The organism is Rothia sp. (in: high G+C Gram-positive bacteria), assembly GCF_015265375.1.
Classification (GTDB): Bacteria; Actinomycetota; Actinomycetes; order Actinomycetales; family Micrococcaceae; genus Rothia.
Genome location: NZ_JABZXW010000023.1, coordinates 1 through 20,772, shown reverse-complemented (window position 1 = coordinate 20,772; position 20,772 = coordinate 1). Strand labels below are relative to the sequence as shown.

15 protein-coding genes are annotated in these 20,772 nt (G+C 61.1%); 11 read left to right on the top strand and 4 right to left on the bottom strand.

All coding sequences use genetic code 11. The features are described 5' to 3' along the window. Nucleotides 1–194: 194 nt before the first annotated feature. From dps to HXO69_RS04520, 3 genes are all read right to left on the bottom strand, one after another. Nucleotides 195–692, bottom strand: coding sequence for a DNA starvation/stationary phase protection protein Dps (gene dps, locus HXO69_RS04530; RefSeq protein ID WP_049357285.1), 498 nt, complete (start codon nt 690–692; stop codon nt 195–197). Nucleotides 693–1,007: 315 nt separating this feature from the next. Further along, nucleotides 1,008–1,664: an HAD family phosphatase gene (locus HXO69_RS04525; protein WP_296545573.1), complete on the bottom strand. Its 657-nt coding sequence runs from the start codon at nt 1,662–1,664 to the stop codon at nt 1,008–1,010. Between the two features lie 18 nt (nt 1,665–1,682). Further along, the gene (locus HXO69_RS04520) at nt 1,683–2,366 is read right to left on the bottom strand and encodes an NAD(P)-dependent oxidoreductase (protein ID WP_296545572.1); all 684 of its coding nucleotides are present in this window, start codon (nt 2,364–2,366) and stop codon (nt 1,683–1,685) included. Between the two features lie 284 nt (nt 2,367–2,650). On the opposite strand from HXO69_RS04520, the gene clpB reads away from it, so the two are divergent. From clpB to HXO69_RS04470, 10 genes are all read left to right on the top strand, one after another. Continuing rightward, on the top strand, nt 2,651–5,260 hold the full coding sequence (gene clpB, locus HXO69_RS04515; RefSeq protein ID WP_296545570.1) for an ATP-dependent chaperone ClpB: 2,610 nt from the start codon (nt 2,651–2,653) through the stop codon (nt 5,258–5,260). A 153-nt stretch (nt 5,261–5,413) separates the two neighbouring features. Continuing rightward, nucleotides 5,414–6,382: a Sir2 family NAD-dependent protein deacetylase gene (locus HXO69_RS04510; RefSeq protein WP_296545568.1), complete on the top strand. Its 969-nt coding sequence runs from the start codon at nt 5,414–5,416 to the stop codon at nt 6,380–6,382. A 172-nt stretch (nt 6,383–6,554) separates the two neighbouring features. Then, nucleotides 6,555–7,754, top strand: a complete 1,200-nt coding sequence (locus tag HXO69_RS04505; RefSeq protein ID WP_296545567.1) for an excalibur calcium-binding domain-containing protein — start codon at nt 6,555–6,557, stop codon at nt 7,752–7,754. 314 nt (nt 7,755–8,068) lie between these two features. Then, complete coding sequence (locus HXO69_RS04500) at nt 8,069–9,139, top strand: excalibur calcium-binding domain-containing protein (RefSeq protein WP_296545565.1); 1,071 nt, start codon at nt 8,069–8,071, stop codon at nt 9,137–9,139. 314 nt (nt 9,140–9,453) lie between these two features. Next, complete coding sequence (locus HXO69_RS04495; protein WP_296545564.1) at nt 9,454–10,161, top strand: DUF4956 domain-containing protein; 708 nt, start codon at nt 9,454–9,456, stop codon at nt 10,159–10,161. 130 nt (nt 10,162–10,291) lie between these two features. Next, entirely contained in the window at nt 10,292–11,212 is a 921-nt protein-coding gene (locus tag HXO69_RS04490) for a polyphosphate polymerase domain-containing protein (RefSeq protein WP_296545563.1), read from the top strand. Between the two features lie 234 nt (nt 11,213–11,446). Beyond that, the gene (locus HXO69_RS04485; protein WP_296545562.1) at nt 11,447–13,189 is read left to right on the top strand and encodes a carbohydrate-binding domain-containing protein; all 1,743 of its coding nucleotides are present in this window, start codon (nt 11,447–11,449) and stop codon (nt 13,187–13,189) included. Between the two features lie 481 nt (nt 13,190–13,670). Continuing rightward, nucleotides 13,671–13,880 carry a DUF3073 domain-containing protein gene (locus HXO69_RS04480; protein ID WP_005504588.1) on the top strand — a complete coding sequence of 70 codons (210 nt, stop codon included), beginning with the start codon at nt 13,671–13,673 and terminating at the stop codon, nt 13,878–13,880. Nucleotides 13,881–14,200: 320 nt separating this feature from the next. Then, complete coding sequence (locus HXO69_RS04475; protein WP_294643848.1) at nt 14,201–15,271, top strand: phosphodiester glycosidase family protein; 1,071 nt, start codon at nt 14,201–14,203, stop codon at nt 15,269–15,271. Further along, nucleotides 15,268–16,461, top strand: a complete 1,194-nt coding sequence (locus HXO69_RS04470) for a bifunctional glycosyltransferase family 2/GtrA family protein (RefSeq protein ID WP_296545559.1) — start codon at nt 15,268–15,270, stop codon at nt 16,459–16,461. Before HXO69_RS04475 ends, HXO69_RS04470 begins: the two co-directional genes overlap by 4 nt. Before the next feature lie 216 nt (nt 16,462–16,677). On the opposite strand, the gene HXO69_RS04465 is transcribed toward HXO69_RS04470, so the two are convergent. After that, nucleotides 16,678–18,396, bottom strand: coding sequence for a S8 family peptidase (locus HXO69_RS04465; protein WP_296545557.1), 1,719 nt, complete (start codon nt 18,394–18,396; stop codon nt 16,678–16,680). A 611-nt stretch (nt 18,397–19,007) separates the two neighbouring features. Between HXO69_RS04465 and HXO69_RS04460 the strand changes: the two genes are divergently transcribed. Continuing rightward, on the top strand, nt 19,008–20,772 hold a 1,765-nt coding region (locus HXO69_RS04460), incomplete at its 3' end, for a S8 family peptidase (protein ID WP_296545555.1).

Below are 20,772 nucleotides of genomic sequence, written 5' to 3'. Positions count from 1 at the left end.
GAGGACTCAAGTGCCGGGAAGGGGAAAAGTGGTTGGGAATAAGCGGGGCAGCTTCGAGAGTAAAAAGCCGGGCGGGTGCACCCTCCATAAGGAGAGCGCACCCGCCCGGCTTATGACTCTAAAAGCTAACGCCTACATGACGTGCCGCTATAGGTAGGCTGCAGTTTAGAAGCCACAACTTAGATGGTTGCGGCTTAGATGTTGCCTTCGCCGTTTTCCAGGAACGCGCGGATGAACCACTGGAACTTCTCCAGCTCAGCGGTCTGACCAATCAGCAGGTCCTCGGTGATGGGGTCGGACTCGCCAGCGAATGCAATCGCCTTGCGGTGAGCCTCAATCACGCGGGTGTACACGTCGTTCAGAGCGTGCAGGTGGTCAGCAACGCGTGCGCGGCCGACGGGGTAGTCTTCAACGGTGCGCTGTGCGACCAGTGCGCCAGCCAGGCCGTTGGGGGTTGCGCCCAGGGTTGCCATACGCTCTGCGATGGCGTCGACGAACTCGCGGACGGTGTCGACCTGGGGGTCAATCATTTCGTGAACGGCGATGAAGCCGGGGCCGGTCACGTTCCAGTGAGCGTGCTTCAGCAGCAGGTGCAGGTCGTTCAGGTCGTGCAGACGTGCCTGGAGAACCTCGGAAATGCCCTTGCCTTCTTCGAGGGTCAGGCCGGGTGCGGTGTAGTTTGCGAATGCCATGATGGTCTCCTTCATGATGCTGTGATGTTTGTGGTTCGGTAGGATTTGTCGCCCCACCGAATCGTTATTATGAGTAAATCATTTTAAGGAACTGCTGTCAAGGTTATTTTGAGTAATTCGTAATAAATTGTCATCTATGTGTCGCGCCGCACTTAAAAGCTCCTGCCCAAACGTGCCAGCCCCGAACGCCCGCATCGCTCACCGCCCAGGCGCGCACAAAGGGTGGGACGCGCAGTCTCTCATATCGCGCATCCCACCCTTTACGGTGAAGTGTATTCAGTTTTCTGTAGAGCTTTCAGCCCGCAAACTACGCGGCTACGCCAGCGCGCGAACCGCCTCCAGGGTCAGCTCCTCATGCTTGAGGCGCGCGGTGCCCAGCTCCGCCGGAACCTCCAGCTCGCCCGGAACAACAATGACGCGCATGCCCGCCGCGGTCGCGCTGCGCACGCCCGAAGGGGAATCCTCGAGAGCCACGCACTGAGTCGGGTCAACACCCAGACGCTCCGCCGCCAAAAGATAAGGCTGCGGGTCCGGCTTGGGGTTGGTGGTCTCATCGTTGCCAATAACCACCGAGAACGTGCCCTCGGGTGCCGCGTTCGCGGTGCGGCGAGCCACGGAGGTGGTGGCGTTCGTGACGACAGCCGCCGGAATCTGCGCCTCGCGAACCTCCGAGAGGAAGCGCTCAATGCCGGGTAGGAACTCGACCGGCTGCTGCGCCAGCGTCTCGCGCACCTTCGCCACCAGTCGATCGTTAATCTCCTCGTCCGGCAGGTTCACGCCGCGCTCGCGCAGACGATCCAGGGTGAACTGCATGGATAGGCCCAGGCAATCGAGGGTGTCCTGTTCGGTCCAGGTGCCACCAAATTCTGCGGTGAGAGCAACCTTTGCGGCAGCCCATACGGGTTCGGTATCGACGAGGGTTCCGTCGTGGTCGAAGAGAATGGCGGCGGGGAAGGTGTTCGTAGTCGTCATGTCATTAAGCCTACCGGTTTATTTCTGGGGTGAGAGTAGGACAGCGTCCCCAGTCGTCACCAAAAAATCCGTGCCAGCGTTCTGGGGGTTCTTGGCGATAGTGAGCAGCGCATCGGCAACGTCTTCACGGGCAATCGTCGGAATGCCCGGAGTTCGCTCGACGCTCGCCATATCAAACACCTTCACTCCGCCTTTGCTGGGCTTATCGGTCAGCCTGCCCGGATGTGCACGCGAAATATACGGCTGATATTCGGTAACCAGGGCGTCCGCCTTAACCTTGTCGGTGAAAATGCCGCGCATGATGACCTTGCAGACCAGGCGCATGGGCAGGGATGCGGTCCGTACCGTATCGCCCACGCCGTAGGCGCTCATCAGAACGCAATGCTTTACGCCTGCGCCCGTGACCGCCTCCATGATGAGGGGCAGGCGCTCCTGCATGAACGTGGAGGAGAGAAACTCTCGTACTGTGGCTTTCTGGCCCAGGATGCTGACCATCACGTCTTGCCCGGAGGATGCTGCGGCGAGCTGCTCGGCATCATTCAGGGCTCCCGGAACGATAGTGAGATTTTGGTGCGCCCCCAAAAGTGTTAGCGCCTTGTCGGGGTTGCGCACGTAGGCGGTGACGGTGTGCCCCTCTTCTAGGGCTTTGCGGGTGAAGAGGTAACCGGTGCGGCCGGTTGCACCTAGAACCAGTATTTTCATGTGGGTCCCCATTCGTGACTGTGATTGTTGCGGGAGCCCGCAAGCGCCCAGCCTTACATGTACCCAGCGTGGTCACTATAACAATAGGGCTTTTGGGTGGAGTTTTTGGCTGGAGTTGGTGCTTTCGCCGCTTTATTCGTGTGGTGATCCCTTAGTTTGTTGTCGAAATTTTAATCTCAAAAACCTTGGTTAACCCCTTGCGCAGAATAATTGAGTGTAGTAGACTCAAGTTATGTAATGCGGGGGCGCATAGGATAAGCCCCTCGAAATGCGAAAGGAACACCATGGACAACAAGTTCACCACCAAGAGTCAAGAAGTCATCTCGGCGGCAAATACTAATGCTCAAACCGCCGGTAACCCCACTATTGAAACCGCGCACATCCTCAAGGCCCTCATGGACCAGCGCGAAGGCGTCGCCGTAGCAGTCCTCAAGGCTGCAGGCCTGGATGTGGACGCTATCTCCGAGGCGGCATCCGCTGAAATCAAGAAGCTGCCGAAGGCATCCGGTGCCTCCGTGCAGAACGCCTCCCTCAGCCGTGCAGCGCTTTCTGCTCTGCAGGCGGCACAGACCCGTGCCCAGGGCTTCGGAGATACCTACGTTTCTACCGAAATGATCCTGCTCGGCATTGCCAGCGGAACCGATAGCACCGCAACCGCAATGCACAAGCTCGGCGCTACCGCAGAGCTCATCGCACAGACCATCCCCAACGTCCGAGGAGACCGCACCGTGGACACCCCCGACCCCGAAGGCACCTTCCAGGCGCTCGAAAAGTACGGCACCGACCTGACCGCTATTGCTCGCGCAGGCAAGCTCGACCCGGTCATCGGCCGTGACTCTGAGATTCGCCGCGTCGTGCAGGTGCTCTCCCGCCGTACCAAGAACAACCCCGTTCTGATTGGTGAGCCCGGCGTCGGTAAGACCGCCGTGGTTGAGGGCCTGGCACAGCGCATGGTTTCTGGCGACGTGCCCGAATCCTTGCGCGGCAAGACCCTGATTAGCCTGGACCTGGGCTCCATGGTCGCAGGTGCTAAGTACCGCGGTGAATTCGAGGAGCGCCTGAAGGCAGTTCTCGAGGAAATCAAGAAGTCCGAGGGTCAGATCGTGACCTTCATCGACGAAATTCACACCGTCGTCGGTGCTGGTGCATCCGAAGGTTCCATGGACGCGGGCAACATGCTCAAGCCCATGCTTGCCCGAGGCGAGTTGCGCCTGATCGGTGCCACCACCCTCGACGAGTACCGCGAGAACATCGAGAAGGACCCCGCCCTGGAGCGCCGCTTCCAGCAGGTGTACGTGGGTGAGCCCAGCGTAGATGACACCATCGGTATTCTGCGTGGCCTGAAGGAACGCTACGAGGCACACCACAAGGTGCAGATCGCTGACTCCGCACTGGTTGCCGCAGCAACCCTGTCCAACCGCTACATTCCCTCCCGTCAGCTGCCGGACAAGGCAATTGACCTGATTGACGAGGCAGCATCCCGCCTGCGCATGGAAATTGACTCCGCACCGGAGGAAATTGACCAGCTGCGCCGCGCCGTGGACCGCCTCACCATGGAGGAACTGGCACTTGCCGACGAGACCGATCCCGCATCGGTTGAGCGTCTGGAGGCCCTGCGCAAGGACATGGCTGACAAGAAGGAACAGCTCGACGCCCTCAACGCCCGTTGGGAAGCCGAGAAGGCTAGCCTGAACCGCGTGGGTGACATCAAGACCCAGATTGACGAGCTGCGCTCCCGCGCAGAGGTCGCACAGCGCGAGGGCAACCTCGCCGAGGCATCCCGCCTGCTCTACGGCGAAATTCCCGCAAAGCAGGCTGAGCTGGAAGAAGCACAGCGCGCCGAGGACACCGCCAAGAACGAGTCCATGGTCTCCGAAGAGGTCACCGCGGACGATATCGCCGAGGTGATTTCCTCCTGGACCGGCATTCCCGCAGGCCGCATGATGCAGGGTGAGTCCGAGAAGCTGCTCGAAATGGAGAAGCGCATCGGTGCCCGCCTCATTGGCCAGGAAGCCGCAGTGGTCGCTGTCTCTGACGCCGTGCGCCGCGCCCGCGCCGGTATTTCCGACCCGAACCGCCCGATTGGTTCCTTCCTGTTCCTGGGCCCGACCGGTGTTGGTAAGACCGAGCTGGCTAAGGCACTGGCTGAGTTCCAGTTCGATGACGAGCGTGCCCTGGTGCGTATCGACATGAGCGAGTACTCCGAGAAGCACACCGTTTCTCGCCTGGTCGGTGCCCCTCCCGGATACGTCGGCCACGAAGAGGGCGGTCAGCTGACCGAGGCTGTACGCCGTCGCCCCTACTCGGTGGTCCTGCTCGACGAGGTCGAGAAGGCACACCCCGAGGTCTTCGACATCCTGCTGCAGGTGCTCGATGACGGCCGCCTGACCGACGGTCAGGGCCGCACCGTGGACTTCCGCAACGTCATCCTGATCCTGACCTCAAACCTCGGTTCGCAGTACCTGGTCAACCAGGACCTGCCCTTCGACGAGCGATCCGAGAAGGCTATGGAGGTTGTTCACCAGGCATTCCGCCCCGAGTTCCTCAACCGACTGGACGACATCATCATGTTCCAGCCCCTGTCGGCTGAGAACCTGGGTCAGATTGTGGGTCTGCAGGTCAAGAGCATGGCTAAGCGCCTGGAGGACCGCCGCCTCACCCTGAACGTCACCGAGGCAGCCCTCGAGTGGCTGGGTAAGACCGGCTACGACCCGGCATTCGGTGCCCGCCCGCTGCGCCGCCTGGTACAGCGCGAGATCGGTGACCGCCTGGCTCGAGGCATCCTCTCCGGTGCCATCCACGACGGCGACACCGTGACCGTGGACGTGAACCCGGACGTTGCCAGCGACGGTCTGTCGGTGACCTCCGAGCGTGAGCAGAAGGCTGAGGACTAAACTCAACCGGCTGGCTGGGCGGACTTAGCCTGTGGCTGAGTTTGCACATTCCAAACCATAAGAAATAGGCTGTGGGGTACCCTCGAAAGGGGGTACCCCACAGCCGTTTAACGTACTAGCCCCGCGCTAGTACACAGAGCATTGAGGAGAAGGATGGACCGCTGGACTGACCAACAGAACTTCGCCGCAGCCGGCGAGCAGCGCGAAGAAATCGCCTCCGTGCACCGTGCCGCAATCCGCTCGATTCAGCGCGTTGTCTCTGAGAATGCCACCCCGCACGACGAAGAATACGCCTCCGCAGGTATTGCCGAGCTACTCAAGGGCGGTAAGGTTCTCGTGCTCACCGGCGCTGGCGTGAGCACCGAGTCCGGCATCCCCGACTACCGCGGACCGGGCGGTTCCCTGCACGACCACCGCCCCATGACCTACCAGGAATTCCGTTACGATGACGCCGCCCGTCAGCGCTATTGGGCGCGCTCCTACGTGGGCTGGCGCCGCATGCGCCGCGCCCAGCCGAACCGCGCCCACTATGCGCTCGCTGAACTAGAGCAGCTGGGTGCCGTGAGCGGCGTAATCACGCAGAATGTGGACGGTCTGCACGCCCGCGCCGGAAGCTCCAGCCTGCTGGCACTGCACGGCGATCTCTCCCGTATTGTGTGCCTGGACTGCGGTCAGGACGAGAGCCGCGAAAGCCTCGATACGCGCCTGGACGCGGCGAACCCCGGCTACCTGGCGCGCCTTGAAGACGAAGATTTGCGCGTGAACCCTGACGGTGACGTGGAACTGGACGAGCGCTACATCCGCGATTTTCAGATGGTGTCCTGCATTGCCTGCGGTTCGACCCGCCTCAAGCCGGATGTCGTGTACTTTGGCGAATCTGTGCCCGCCGAACGTAAGGCACGCAAGGACGCCATGCTCGCCGAGTGTTCGGCGCTGCTGGTGGTGGGCTCCTCGGTGGCGGTCATGAGCAGCTACAAGATTGTGCTGGAGGCTCTGCGCGCCGGCAAACCGGTCGCTGTCATCAATGGCGGCCCGGGCCGTGCGGATGCGAAGGCAACCTACCTGTGGCGCAGCGGCGTGGGTGAGGCGCTGGAACTCATGCTCGACGAGATTGACGACTAGGTAGCGCGGGCACGACTAGGTAACGCGGGCACCCGGCGAATTTTGCCGCGCGTGCACTGACCTGTAGTTGGCCCGTCATTAACTGCACGAAAGTGCTACTTTGTGGCGTAATTCATTTTAAATAGCCCCTGGACAGGCGGATACACCCATTACGCGAGGATAAAATGATGGGATGGACATTCGACACACTATCACTCGCTTCGGTGCCACCGCCCTGATTGGTTGCGGCCTGGTGGTTACCGCAATCCCCGCAACGTTCGCTCAGAACGGCGAAGAGTCCGTCACTCACGTCTACTCCGACAAGGCTACTTCCCACATTTCTGAGGTTTGGTACAAGGGCGAAACCCTGAAGGTTACCGGCGAGGGCTTCCTGACTCAGGACGGCACCTCCGGCTCCGTTATCGCTATTAAGCTGAACAAGGGCACCGTCAAGATTGACGGCCAGGACTACCTGGAAGTTAAGGCTGACGAGAAGGGCAACTTCTCCGTCTCCATTCCCTGGCAGAGCGACCTGGATGAGCGCATCTCCGTGGACGTGTACCTGCTCTCCGGCTCCCTGAAGGATAACGACACCTCCCGCGGCGGTAAGGCTGCGACCGTGAAGATTGAGGCTCGTTCCGTTCAGGAAGCAACCCCCTCCGCAACCGCTTCGGTGAGCCCCTCGGCGACCGCGAGCGCTTCGGCTTCCGTGGTGGCTACCCCCTCCGCTTCTGTTGCACCCTCTGCATCCGCTACCCCCTCGGCTTCGGCTACTGCCGCTGATGAGGTTGTTGCCTCCGTAGATGCTGAGATTAAGAACCGCCCGGCAACCTCGGTGAGCCCTTCGGCTACCGCGTCGGCTTCCGCTTCTGTGGTTGCAACCCCCTCTGCTTCGGCTTCTGCTTCCGCATCGGCTTCCGCTTCGGCCACTACTGAGCAGAACGCACCTGTAGCGAACGAAGCGAAGGATCAGCTGGGTGATTCCACCTCCGCTACCGAGCAGGTGACCGCTTCGGCTGAGAGCACCCGCTTCGCGAACTGCGCAGAGGTTGCGGCTGCTGGCCTGGCGCCCATTCACGAAAGCCACCCGGACTTCCGTAAGAAGTTCGACAACGATGGTAACGGCCTGGGCTGCGAGGTTATCAACAGCGAGGTGACGGACGGTTCCTCTTCCAACGGTTCCTCGGGTTCTTCTTCCCGCAACTCCGGCGGCCTGGACAACCTGGGTAGCGGTTCCTCCTCTTCGAGCAATTCCACTTCGAGCCGCGCTCAGCGCTCCTCCCTGGCTAACACCGGTGCTTCCAACGCCTTCACCATGGCTGGCCTGGGCCTGGTAGCTCTGGGTCTGGGCGTTGCTGGCGTGACCGCTGTGCGTAACCGCAAGAACTCCTAAAACTATCGTCACCGCCCGGTGCGGTGCGTGAGAGTCCCCTCTCCTGAACGCTTTTGAATGTTCGGCGGAGGGGATTCTTGCGTTTAACGGGGTGGTTTTTGTTGGCGTGTTGTGTCGGTGGGATGGCGCATGTACTTGCTGGTTTCTTCAAGTCTCAATTGAGACTTTAGGGGTGCACGGCGGTGCAAAAGGTCTCTATGGTTCAACCATGCCTTCAATAAACCTTCAAGAAAACCCCGGTTTGTGAGTCAGGTCATGGCAAATTGGCGTCTTGGGAGCCGGTATCCCAAGCTTCGCTCGTTAGAATGGGTGGCATGAATATTCGAAACAACATCGCACGCATTGGTGCCACCGCCCTCATCGGCTGTGGCCTCGTTGCTACTTCCGTCCCCGCGACCTTCGCTGTTGAAGGTGCGCCTCAGGTTGTCCACACCTACGCAGACTCTGCACAGTTCCTTGCTCCCGACGTATGGATTGAGGGTCAGGGCCTGAACATTGGCGGCGAAGGCTTCAAGACCGCTGACGGCACCTCCGGTTCCGTTCTGGCACTGAAGCTGAACAAGGGCGCCGTCAAGATCAACGGCCAGGACTATCTGGAAATCCACGCTGACGAGGCTGGCAACTTCTCCGTTACCATCCCCTGGCAGGAAGAGCTGCACGGCAGCGTTTCCGTTGACATTTACCTGCTGTCCGGCTCCCTGAAGGACGGCGACGTTCCCCGTGGCGGTAAGGCAGCTACCGTGACCATTAAGGTCGCAGAGCAGCCTGCACCGGCTCCCACCGAGGACTCGACTCCCGCTCCTTCTCAGGATCCGACTCCGGAACCCACCCAGGATCCCACTCCCGAGCCGTCCAAGGACGCAACCGCTGAGCCGACTACCGAGGCTCCCAAGCCTGCTGACGAGACCTCCGCTCCCGCAGTTGAGGACGCTAAGGAAACCAAGCCCGCTGAGGACCAGAAGCCTGCCGAAGAGCAGAAGTCTGAGGACCAGAAGTCCGATGAGCAGAAGTCTGACAGCGAGCAGCACTTCCGTTTCCAGAACTGCGCTGACGTTGAGGCGGCAGGTCTGGCACCGATTCACAAGAGCCACCCGGATTACCGCGAGAAGTTCAACGCTGACGGCGACGACTATGGTTGCGAGCAGGCCGTTGACTACGAGAACTCCAAGAAGTCTGACAGCGTTTCGCTGAGCTCCGGCTCGAATGACAACCTGGGTTCCGGCGACAACCTGGGCTCCGGTTCCTCCAACGCATCCGCCAAGAGCTCTTCTTCCCTGGCTAAGACCGGTGCATCCGACGCGATGACCGCTGCTGGTCTGGGCCTGATTGCTCTGGGTGCTGGTGGCGCAACCATCGTTGCAACCCGCATGCGCAAGAAGGCTTAATAGTGCCTAGTCGCTAAGCTTTTAGCTACTTATATGGGCTCCCTCCATATCGGAGGGGGCCCATTTTTTGTGCCTTTCGAGGCTGTGGGGGATGCCGGGAAAGACGTGAAAGAAGCAAAAATTATGGACAAATAGCACTACTGACAAGGCTATTTATCGGAGACGCATAACACTTATCTCTAAGTTAAGGCGAGCACAGGGTAAACACAGACTCGCACGGGAATCTAGATACTACAAAGAACGCACAGCCCGAAGCTGAAGAACAGACAGCGACGAGCACCGCGAATCTCACGACACGACATCTGGAGCACCCAATGAACATTCTGACCATGGCACTCGCCGATGCTATAGCCATCGCAGCGCTCTGCACCCTCTACATGGTGCGGCACCGCAACCGCGAACTGATGATTTCCTACGCGGTCATCAACGCCGGTATTTTCACCGTCTCGGTGGCGCTGGTATCCGCCGGATCGAACGCATCCGCCATGGGCATGGGCCTCTTCGGTGTCCTGTCGATTATCCGACTGCGTTCCACCGCCCTGAGCCAGCGCGAGGTCGGCTACTACTTCGTAGCCCTCTCGGTCGGCATGATCGCAGGTGTGAACATCAGCCCGGCGTACATCGCCTTCGCCCTGATGGCTACCCTGGTCGCCCTGATCGCGATTCTTGACTCGCGCAGCGCCCCGATTTCTACGGAATTGACTCAGACCGTCACCGCCGATCGCGCGATCAGTGACGAGGAGGAGCTCAAGGCATACCTGACCGCTCGCCTGGGCTACACCGTCACCTCGGCGAAGATTACCGAGCTGGACATGGTGAACAACCTGACCCGCGCCACCGTCACCTACCAGCCCAAGGAAACCCCCGAAGGCGGCACCCCCGCAGCGGTGGAGGCGGCAGCACCGCAGGTAACCGCAACCCGCCAGCCTGTAGCAACTCAGCCGGTAGCGCCCACCGCCGAGGCGCACGCCACGCTGGATACTCGGATGGTTCCCCTCCAGCGCATGCCGGTTGGTAAGTAGCAACAAGCTCGAAGCCTCCGATTCACTCCAACCGCACAACCATCCCAGATACCCACGACACGCCGCCCTAGTGCACAGCCCAACGCACAACCTAGCGCACCGGGGCGGCACCCCAGAAGGACGAAGACCCATGACTAACGCAGCCGCAAACATCATCCCCGCAGAGTGGAAGAGCATCAGCCTCGAAGCCATGAACGAGAAGGCAGCCATGCAGACCCGTGTGGACCGCAAGTACATTGTCGACGCAGAAACCGCCGCCAAGGTACTCTCCACGCTCGACGCAGATGCCTCCGTCATGGAAATCGATGGCCAGCGCGACTTCGCCTACGACTCGGTCTACTTCGACACCCCGCAGATGCAGAGCTACCACTCGGCAGCCTACAGCCGCGACGATACCTTCAAGATTCGTACCCGTAGCTACCTGGACTCGAAGCTGACCTTCCTGGAGGTCAAGACCGACGGTGAGCAGGATATGACCGTCAAGAAGCGTATCCCGTACACCTTCGAGAAGCGCGATACGCTCACCGCGGAAGGCCACGAGTACATCACCGCAGCACTTGGTGACATCCTCGCGGGTCCCGTGCACAAGCTCGAGGCGGTCCTGACTACCGGCTACCGCCGTACCACGGTCTTCCTGCCGCAGAGCGAGAAGAACCCGGTCGCCTCCCGTATGACCGTAGATAACGCCCTGACCTGGACCCCTCTCTCTGAGAACATCCTCATGGCGGGCGTGAACTACCGTAACTTCCACGGCAACCTGGTCGGCACCACCTACGGCCTGCCGAACGCGGTCATCATTGAAACCAAGTCCGGTGTGGAGCCCTCCGTGGCAGACCAGCACCTCTGGGATGCGGGCATCACCCCCGCGAAGATTTCCAAGTTTGCAACCGGCATGGCGGCGCTGAACCCGCAGCTGGCAAGCAACAAGTGGGAAGAAACCCTGAAGAACTGGATGCACCTGGAACCGGTCAACGGCACCCGCCTCAATCTGGATGACATGACCGAAGAGGACTACCAGAAGCTGCTGACCGAGCATTTCGCAGCCGCCTAAACGGCAACCCGCCTAAACGGCAACCTGGGATGCGCGGGTAGGGTAGCGCACCTACCTTACCCGCACCCCCAGCCCCCTAACCTATAACCCTCCGAACAAAACACAACACTGGCTTTATTCGCCCCACACAGGCAATAACCGCTCTCACACATATTCACATTTCACATACAACCTGTACCCCCACCTGTGGCGCGAGCTCTCCGCGAGTAGTCACCCAAACACAAAGGAAAACCCGTGAAAAAGAGCAATATGATCAAGAGCGCAACCTCCATTACCCTCCTGGCAGCCCTGGCGTTGACCGGCTGCTCGGCAACCTCGACCTCGAACGCTAGCGCTTCGAGCGCAACCACGACCTCCGCTTCGAGCACCTCGGATACCACGTCGAAGGTGGCGGACTCCTTCTCCACCGACGTGAAGAGCGGCGCGAAGCTCGCCGAGGACACCCACTACTCCGCGAAGGATCTGACCTGGGATTCCTCCAGCGAAGTTACTATCGATCTTTCTAACCCGACCGCGACCGACGGCGTGACCGTCAGTGACGGCGTCATCACCATCACCAAGGCGGGTAACTACCGCCTGAGCGGCACCTATAGCGGCCAGGTCAAGGTTGAGGCAGCCGACAGCGACATGGTCCGCCTGATTCTGAACAACGCGACCATCACTAACTCCACCGGCGCGGTAATCAACGTGGTTGAGGCGGACGAGGTCGTTATCTACACCGCCTCGGGCACCACCAACACCGTCTCTGACGGCTCCTCCTACTCCGATACCGCCAGCGGCAGCCCCGACGCCGCCATCTACTCCAAGAGCGACCTGACCCTGGCGGGCGAAGGCACCCTGAAGGTTGAGGGTAAGTACGAAGAGGGTATCCACACCACTGACGGCCTGGTTATTGCCTCCGGCACCCTGGAGGTGAACGCGGCAAACACCGGCATCAAGGGTAAGGACTACGTCGATATCCTGGACGGCACCGTCACCGTGACCGCAAGCCAGGACGGCATCAAGGCAACCAACGACACCGACGGCAACCGCGGCTGGGTACGCCTGAGCAGCGGTACCGTGAACATCTCCGCAGGTGACGACGGTTTCAAGGCCGAGCGCGTGCTTGAGATTTCGGGCGGTACCCTGAACATTACCCAGTCGAACGAGGGTATTGAGGCGCAGTACATCAACATCTTGGACGGCACCGTAAACGTGACCAGCTCGGATGACGGCATCAACGCCTCGTACAGCACCACCAGCACTAGCTCGACCGGTACCGAGTCGGCTTCGACCTCCACCACGCAGACCAACCAGACAGCGCAGAATACCCAGACTACGCAGAATACCCAGAGCGGCCAGGCTGCACCGGGTAACGCGGCACAGGGCGGTCAGGCTCCGGCAGGCGACCAGGCACCGGCAGGCGGCCAGGCACCCTCCGGTACCATGGGTCAGCCCCCGGCAGGCGGTGGCGCAGGCGGCGGCATGGGCGGTGGCGGCGGCACCTTCGAGGTAGTCGACGCGACCATCAACATTGCCGGTGGTACCGTCACCGTGAACGCGAACGGCGACGGCATCGACTCCAACGGTACGGCAACCCTCTCGGGCGGCACCCTGGTCGTGAACGGTCCCTTCACCGGCGGTAACACCTCCCTGGACACCAACGGCGACCTGCTGCTCAACGGCACGACCGTGGCGGCGGCGAACTCCGGTGACATGTTCGAGGCGCCCGCAACCTCCTCCACTAGCGGCTACGTGAAGATCAGCAACGTATCGAACCTGAGCGCCGGCACCACCGTGCAGGTGACCGACTCCTCCGGTACCGTAGTGGCGAACTACAAGGTGACCAACTCCAACACCGCACTGATCCTGGTCTCCAGCTCCAAGATCACCAAGGGCGAGAGCTACACCGTGTACACCACCACCGATAGCGTGGACGCCTCCAGCACCACCCTGGCGTCGAACGCCACCTCGCTCGGTTCTTTCACCGCAAGCTAGCGCTTCTTCACCGCAAGCTAGTAGTTCCCTTGCCGCAAGCTCAGCGGTAGGAATGCCCTCCTCAAGCTCCGTGCGGGATGTCATGACCCGCACGGTACCCTCTCCGAACCCGGTCTTGTGAGTGAGCCGGTAAGGAGAGACACTCGCCCCGCATCGGATGTAGCGATACGTCCGGTGCGGGGCTACGTGTTATATAGGGAGTGTGGCGTCTGGGGTGTTGTGGCATCTGGAGTGTGGGCAAAGAGCGGGGTTTGGGCGCTCGCGGTGGGGCGGACGCTACGCTGCGCTCGCCGCGGGTGCAAAATAAAACGGTTGTTCCGGTGCGAAGAAGTGCTTTGATACGCAAAATAGGTGCCGCTGAGCGAGACATTCAGGGCTGAAACAGGGTACTCTATAGTGTAGTAAAGACTGTTGAACGATCCGAGAGCGATGCGCCGCGCGCGCTGTTCGCCTCGGACAGGATGAAAGAGGGGGTCACGCCATGGGGCGCGGCCGTCAGAAGGCTAAAGCAACAAGGCAGGCTCGGGAGATGAAGTACTTCAGCCCCGAGACCGACTACAGCGCACTCGAGCGCGAGCTCAGCAGCGCGAAGAAAACGAAGTCCTCCGATTCGTCCCGCCGTCGCTATGACGACGAGGACGACTACTCGGCATACGCAGAAAAGTACGCGTCCTACGAGGATGAGGCATAAAGAATACGCGGAATGATTCGGTGCATATCGACCGAACGTATTCGATAGATGATGAACCGGCTTGAGGCCCCGCACGGGGTGCTCAGCCGGTTTTTTCGTGCCCTTTTGGTGGGTGCGTGCAGGTAGGGGAGTGGGGATGCGGTGGGCGGTCAGCTGTCTGATACACAAAGCCAATACACATGTTTATACATAGGTACGCATAGCATCTTCTGGTAATAAAGCATAGGCAGTAATAAAAAAGTTTGAAATGAATAAGCATGCATAGCTTCTGCACAGCTTAGTCATGCCTGGCACAGAGAATAGCCCGGCATTCTAGAGACATGAACAACGAACAGAACATGACTCAGAACATTGACCAGACCACCCAGACCGCGGCAGAACAAGCAACCGCCGCACAAACCGCAGCAGAGCAGAAGCTAGCCAAGAAGAAGCTCACCCGTCGAATCTTCATCGGCGGCGGCCTCGGCGCACTCGCCGTAGTCGGTGGCGGCGCAGGCTGGGCGTACAACCGCTACCTGGCAGAGCACACCGAAATCGAAGACACCACCGCCTACGAGGCGGCAGCAGCCCAGGCGAACGCAAGCGCCTCCGGCTCCGCCACGGCAGACCCCACCGAACTGACCGGGGTGAAGGTCAACGGTCAGAGCCTCACCGCTAACGAAGGCTCGATTACCATCACCTCCACCACTACCGGTAGCGGCTCTGATGCGGTCGTCTCCTTCGTAGCAGACATCAAGCTCGACAACGCAACCCTGCTGCGTAGCGCCTTCGCCAACAACAAGTTCGGCCAGAACATTATCGACACCCCCTCGAATATCGCCTCCGAACACAACGGCATCTGGGCGATCAACGGTGACTACTACGGCTTCCGTACCACCGGCATCGTGATCCGAAACGGTGTTGTCTACCGTGACGCCGGCGCTCGCGAGGGTTTGGCCTTCTACCGCGACGGCTCCGTCAAGCTCTACGACGAAACCGCAACCAACGCCCAGACCCTCGTCAACGAAGGCGTGTGGAACACCCTCTCCTTCGGCCCGGCACTGGTCAAGGACTCCGCGGTTGTCGACGGTATCGACAGCGTCGAGGTGGACACCAACTTCGGTAACCACTCCATCCAGGGTAACCAGCCGCGAACCGGCGTGGGCGTGCTCGGCACCAACCACCTGGTCTTCATCGTGGTTGACGGCCGCTCCACCAACTACTCGCGCGGCGTGACCATGCCCGAGTTCGCACAGATGTTCAAGGACCTCGGCTGCGTGAGCGCATACAACCTCGACGGTGGTGGCTCCTCCGCCATGGTCTTCAACAACGAGCTGGTCAACCGCCCACAGGGTGGCACTAAGGAGCGTGGCACCAGTGACATTCTCTACATTGCAGGGAGCGCATCGTGATTATCCTGATACCCGCATATAAGCCGGACCAGTCGCTGGTCCGCCTTGCCCGGGCCCTGCGCGAACAGGACCCGGACGCCGAAATCCTCGTGATTGACGACGGATCCGGCAGCACCTACGCACCCATCTTTACCGAACTGCGCATCGACGGCGTGACCGTGCAGACCCACCCCGCCAACAGGGGCAAGGGCGCGGCACTGCGCACCGGCATCGCCTGGGCGAAAGCAAACCGCCCCGGCGAGGTCATCGTCACCGCCGATGCGGACGGCCAGCACCTACCCCAGGACATCTTCCGTGTGGGTGTGCGCACCGAAACCGCGGCGGCGGCAGGTCAGAAGAGCATCGTGCTCGGTGTACGTACCAAGCCCGACCCCAACGCCGGCGAAGAAGGCACCAAGGTGCCGCTGCGCTCCAAGATTGGTAACAGCGCAACCGTAGGCTTCTTCGCCCTGGCGACCGGTGCCCGCGTGGCAGACACCCAGACCGGCCTGCGCGGCTTCACCCCGCAGACCCTGGACTGGTTGCTGCAGATCCCCGGCGATAAGTACGAGTACGAGTTCTCCATGCTGCTGCGCGCAACCCGCGCAGACGTGGACCTGGTGCAGGTACCCATCGTGAAGGTCTACGAGCCGGGCAACCCGACCAGCCACTTTAGGCCCCTGCAGGACTCGGCGCTCATCTACGCACCGCTGCTCGCCTTCCTGGCGTCGTCTTTCCTGACCGGCTTCCTCGTGGACGCTATCGCCCTCTTCGTCCTTGTGGGCCTGGGTGCTCCTCTGCTGGCAGCTGTGGTCGGTGCGCGCGTCATCTCGGCGCTGACGAACTTCACCGTCAACCGAGTACTCATGCATGACGGAGGCGCACGCCCCTCGGTATCCTCTTCGCTGGTGCGGTACGCCGTGCTGGCGGTGGGTATCCTCGCAGCCAACGCGGCTCTGATGGAAACCCTGACCGGCCTGGGCGCGTCCCTGCTGGTCGCCAAGATCCTGACCGAGCTGATCCTTATTCCGGTCAGCTTCGCGGTCCAGCGCCGCTGGGTTTTTCTACCCGCCCAGAGTCAGGAAAAGCCGCGAGCAAAGGAAATCGCAGCCAGCGCACCTTCGGGTCTGCGCGCGGTGAGCTACGAGTCCGCTCGCATGGAGGCAGCCGGTATCCGTACCGGTGTGCGCGCCTCCCAGGTACGTCCCTAGCTCGTCTACCCGAGCGTCCAGCTCGCTGGGGGCGTACCCCAAGATTTCTCCCACCCGTCAGTCGTGAGGGTGGGTGGGAGAAGCAAGCTGCCGCATCAGATGCGGCAGCGTTCTGTTCACGAAAAGCCCCCGCTGAGATTCAGCGGGGGCTTTTTGTATATATCGGCCTTTCAGAAGCCTATTGGCTCACCGGCTTCCGAACTGGCAACATACCGATTACTGACCGGGAATCAGACCGCCGGGAGTAATCAGGAACGGCGGGTTGTGGTTAACAGCCGGGTTGGTCACGTAACCAACGCGAGCCGCACGGGTCGGGTGCTTAGGAGCACGCTTCGGCCAGGGCTTCACCTGCGGGTTCGGGTCCTTCTTGCCCTGCACCATAGCCAGCGCGCTCGCAGCGTTCACAATGCCGGAACCGCAAGCGTTCACATCGCAGGTGAGCGGCTTGGAGCTCTGCTTCAGAATCTGCTTTGCACGCTCAGCGGTCAGGGAGGGGTCAACGGACTTCATCAGGGCAATCACGCCAGCAACCTGGGGTGCTGCCATGGAGGTGCCGTCGTACTCGGTGTAGCCCGCACCCTTGGAAACGGTGGTACCCAGATCCACGGTGGACATGATGCTGCTGCCGGGGGCGCTCACATCAACAAGCTTGCCGTAGTTCGAGAAGTCGCTACGCTTACCCTCCTGGTCGGTAGCGCCCACCACGATCGAACCGCCGCAGTTAGCCGGAGCGACCTTGGAGGTGTCCTGACCATCGTTACCAGCTGCGACCACGAGGATCGCGCCGCGCTTGTTCACCTCGGCAATAGCCTTGGAGTAGGTTGCGGGGCAGGTGCCCTCGCCGCCGAGGGAGAGGTTAATGATCTTGGCGGGGTTGGAGTTCGCGGGAACGCCCTCAACGGTGCCGCCGGCTGCCCAGACCATTGCATCCGCAATGTCGGAGTCGTAGCCGCCGCACATGCCCAGGGCACGCACGGGCAGGATCTTGGAGTTCGGTGCCACGCCGACGATGCCGCGCTTATTGTTCATAATTGCGGCGATGGAGCCTGCAACGTGGGTGCCGTGCCAGTTCGACTCGCTTGCCTCAGAGTCCGCGTCGCAGACGCCGGCTTCTTCCCAGTTGCCCTGGTCGGTCGGGTCAGAGTCGCGGCCGTTGCCGTCACGGGCAATGGAAGGCTCGGTGATGAAATCGTAGCCGGGCAGAACGTTAGCGTCCAGGTCGGGGTGCTTGACGATGCCGGAGTCAATCACAGCAACGGTCACGCCAGCACCCTGGGTGGTCTTCCACGCCTCGGGGGCTGCCAGGCCCTTGGTGCCGTGCAGGTTCCACTGCTGCGGGTAGAGGGTGTCGTTCGGTGCCACAACCTGGTCCGATGCCTGCGCAGCCTTGGCGACCTGAGCCACCTTGGAGGTCGCGGCGCCACGAGCACGCGCGTTCGAGCGGCGCAGCAGGTCGGGCTCAACGGATGCGACGGAGGGGTTGGAGCTCAGAGCCGCCATGTACTTCTCAGCCTGCTCTGCGGTGAGCTTGGAGGAGAGGGTCACCACGGTCGCCTTCTGGGCGGTGGTGCGTACGTAGCTGGTCTTGACCTTCAGCAGCTCGTCGATGCTCTTCACATCGGAGCTGATGCCCTGGTAGAGGGAGTCGCTCCAGGTGGAGACCTGGGTGCCTGCGGGGCTTGCCCAGTTGATGCCACCGGCGTTCAGGGCGCTGTCGGTGTAGGTGATGACGAAGCGGTTGAAGCCTGCCTTCTGCTGACCGGAGCTGAGGGAGGAGATAGTGGTGTGCGCCTTGGCGCGTTCGGCGCCGTTAGCCTTGGCGGGTGCCGCGAAGGAAGCGGGGGCGCCCAGGGTCGCGACGAGTGCTGCGGCGGTGCCCAGGCTCAGCGCGGTGCGTGCGATGCGGCGCGCTGAGGGGTGAGTGGTAAAAGACATCGGGGTCCTTTGCGTATGTGAGTGCCGGAAGCGGCAAGTGGGTTGGTCATCCACTCACATAAATGCACTTTTGAGAAAATATTTGCATTCTTTTGCATATTTGCTTGTGAGGAGCGAATAGAAAAAGAAAATGCACATCACTGCATTGATGTGTATTTTTCTCTAAACTCCCACGTAGGAGTTCTTCGGAAGTAGTTTATGTGGTGAGATATCGCTATCCTAGCACCTTTTCCTAGGTATCTAGTGGCTAAAACTCGATAGTGTGGCGCAGATAATGGGATTTTTCTTTCATGTAAATGCAGATAAAGAAACGCCTAGTCGAGATATTCTCGCGACTTAAAGCAGTGATTTAAGTTTTGCTCATCTTTATCTAAAATGAGGTGCATCACATCATATATTTTATTCATAAAGTAACCGAAAAAGGGTGCTAGAGTATCTCACGGTGCGTACCCGTGCATGCACATTGTGAACCCACAACGTAACCCCGCACTGCGCACCAACACCTCACTCTTCCGTATTCACTCGTACCGAGCACACCCGCGCCCTCAATGGGAATCGGCAACGCTACGCCGAACCGTGCATACCCGGTACCACTCACCTCAAGGACGTCCATGCTTCGCATTGCTCGCCCCTCGCAGGCGCGCTCCTCACAGCGTTCCCTGCTGAGCTTCGTCACCGCAACCTGCCTGCTCTCGGCAAGCGTCATTCCCGCCGTGGCGGTACCCACCGCGCAGGCTACCCAGGCTTCTACTGCGGCGCAGGCTTCTACCGCCGCGCAGACCTCCAACACTGCACAGGCCACCCAGTCCGCGCCCGTGGCGTACAACCGCTTCATCATCACCTACACCGAGGACGCGAAGAACGCCGCCTCCACCGACGCCACCGCAGACCAGATCGACTGGTCCGCCGCCGCCGGCACCCAGCAGGCAACCTGGAGCGACGCACTCTACGCCGGCATTACCTCCGATGTGCAGAGCATCGACGAGCTGCTGAACATTAAGACCAGCTACGTCCGCTCCACCGCGCTGGACGCCAGCGTGGTCACCACCTCCGCGGAGCTCACCCCCGCCCAGGCGCAGCAGTACATGGACGCCCTGAGCGCGAACTCCAAGGTCGCCTCCGTGTCCCCGGATATGCGCCGCTACGCCACCGTGGACACCACTTCCGAGCCCGTCAAGATTAACGACCCGAAGATGAACCGCATGTGGTCCCTCACCGGCGAGAAGGGCGTCTCCGCGCTGGAGGCGTGGGGCACCACCCGCGGCAAGGGCGTGACCGTGGCGGTGCTGGACTCCGGCATCACCGCGCACCCGGACCTGGACGCTAACGTACTGCCCGGCTACGACTTCATTGCCGAGTCGGCGTTCTCCAATGATGGCGACGGCCGCGACTCCGACCCGACCGACGCCGGCAACTGGACCGTAGATAACCAGTGCTTCACCGGTTCGAAGGCGACCGCCTCCGACTGGCACGGCACCCACGTGGCGGGCACCATTGCTGCTATCGCGAACAACAATGAGGGTATTGCCGGCGTGGCACCCGAGGCGAAGATCGTGCCCGTGCGCGTTCTGGGTGCTTGCGGTGGCTTCGACTCGGACATCACTGACGGCATCATTTGGGCTGCCGGTGGTAGCGTGCGCGGCGTTCCCGCAAACCAGAACCCCGCCCAGGTCATTAACATGTCCATTGGTAGTGAGGGCACCTGCACCACCCCGTACCGCCAGGCGATTGCTCAGGCGAATAAGCGCGGCTCCATCGTGGTTGTCGCTGCGGGTAACAATAACTTTGACGCGTCGAAGTCGAGCCCCGGCAACTGTGAGGATGTCATCAACGTGGGCGCAACCGATAAGAACGGCAAGCGCTCCTACTTCTCCAACTACGGCTCCCGCGTGGACGTGAGCGCACCCGGTGGCGACCGCCGCTACTGGGGTGGCGGTATCCTCTCCACCCTGAATGCTGGCAAGACCGCTCCCGGTAAGGCTGACTACGCCGAGTACCAGGGCACTTCGATGGCGGCACCGCATGTTGCAGGTATTGTGGCGCTCATGAAGGCGGTCGACCCGAAGCTGACCTACGCTCAGGCGAAGAAGGTTCTGCAGTCCACCTCTCAGGGTGTTGAGTGCGACCAGTCCGCGTGCGGTTCCGGCATTGTGAATGCGGCGCGCGCGGTTCAGCAGGTCCGCTCCGACCGTGAGGCTGCCGATGCTGCCGCAGCTGAGGCGGCCCGCAAGAAGGCTGAGGAGGAGGCCGCACGTAAGAAGGCGGCAGAGGAAGCGGCTCGCAAGAAGGCTGAAGAGGACGCTAAGCGTCAGCAGGCTCCCGCGCCTAAGGTGACCCCCGCTCCGGCTCCGAAGACTAACCGCCCGGTAACCCGCC

Excerpts from the sequence above, each read along its gene's own strand:
- dps (WP_049357285.1), bottom strand. The coding sequence starts at position 692 with ATGGCATTCGCAAACTACACCGCACCCGGCCTGACCCTCGAAGAAGGC.
- HXO69_RS04525 (WP_296545573.1), bottom strand. The coding sequence starts at position 1,664 with ATGACGACTACGAACACCTTCCCCGCCGCCATTCTCTTCGACCACGAC.
- HXO69_RS04520 (WP_296545572.1), bottom strand. The coding sequence starts at position 2,366 with ATGAAAATACTGGTTCTAGGTGCAACCGGCCGCACCGGTTACCTCTTC.
- clpB (WP_296545570.1), top strand. The coding sequence starts at position 2,651 with ATGGACAACAAGTTCACCACCAAGAGTCAAGAAGTCATCTCGGCGGCA.
- HXO69_RS04510 (WP_296545568.1), top strand. The coding sequence starts at position 5,414 with ATGGACCGCTGGACTGACCAACAGAACTTCGCCGCAGCCGGCGAGCAG.
- HXO69_RS04505 (WP_296545567.1), top strand. The coding sequence starts at position 6,555 with ATGGACATTCGACACACTATCACTCGCTTCGGTGCCACCGCCCTGATT.
- HXO69_RS04500 (WP_296545565.1), top strand. The coding sequence starts at position 8,069 with ATGAATATTCGAAACAACATCGCACGCATTGGTGCCACCGCCCTCATC.
- HXO69_RS04495 (WP_296545564.1), top strand. The coding sequence starts at position 9,454 with ATGAACATTCTGACCATGGCACTCGCCGATGCTATAGCCATCGCAGCG.
- HXO69_RS04490 (WP_296545563.1), top strand. The coding sequence starts at position 10,292 with ATGACTAACGCAGCCGCAAACATCATCCCCGCAGAGTGGAAGAGCATC.
- HXO69_RS04480 (WP_005504588.1), top strand. The coding sequence starts at position 13,671 with ATGGGGCGCGGCCGTCAGAAGGCTAAAGCAACAAGGCAGGCTCGGGAG.
- HXO69_RS04475 (WP_294643848.1), top strand. The coding sequence starts at position 14,201 with ATGAACAACGAACAGAACATGACTCAGAACATTGACCAGACCACCCAG.
- HXO69_RS04465 (WP_296545557.1), bottom strand. The coding sequence starts at position 18,396 with ATGTCTTTTACCACTCACCCCTCAGCGCGCCGCATCGCACGCACCGCG.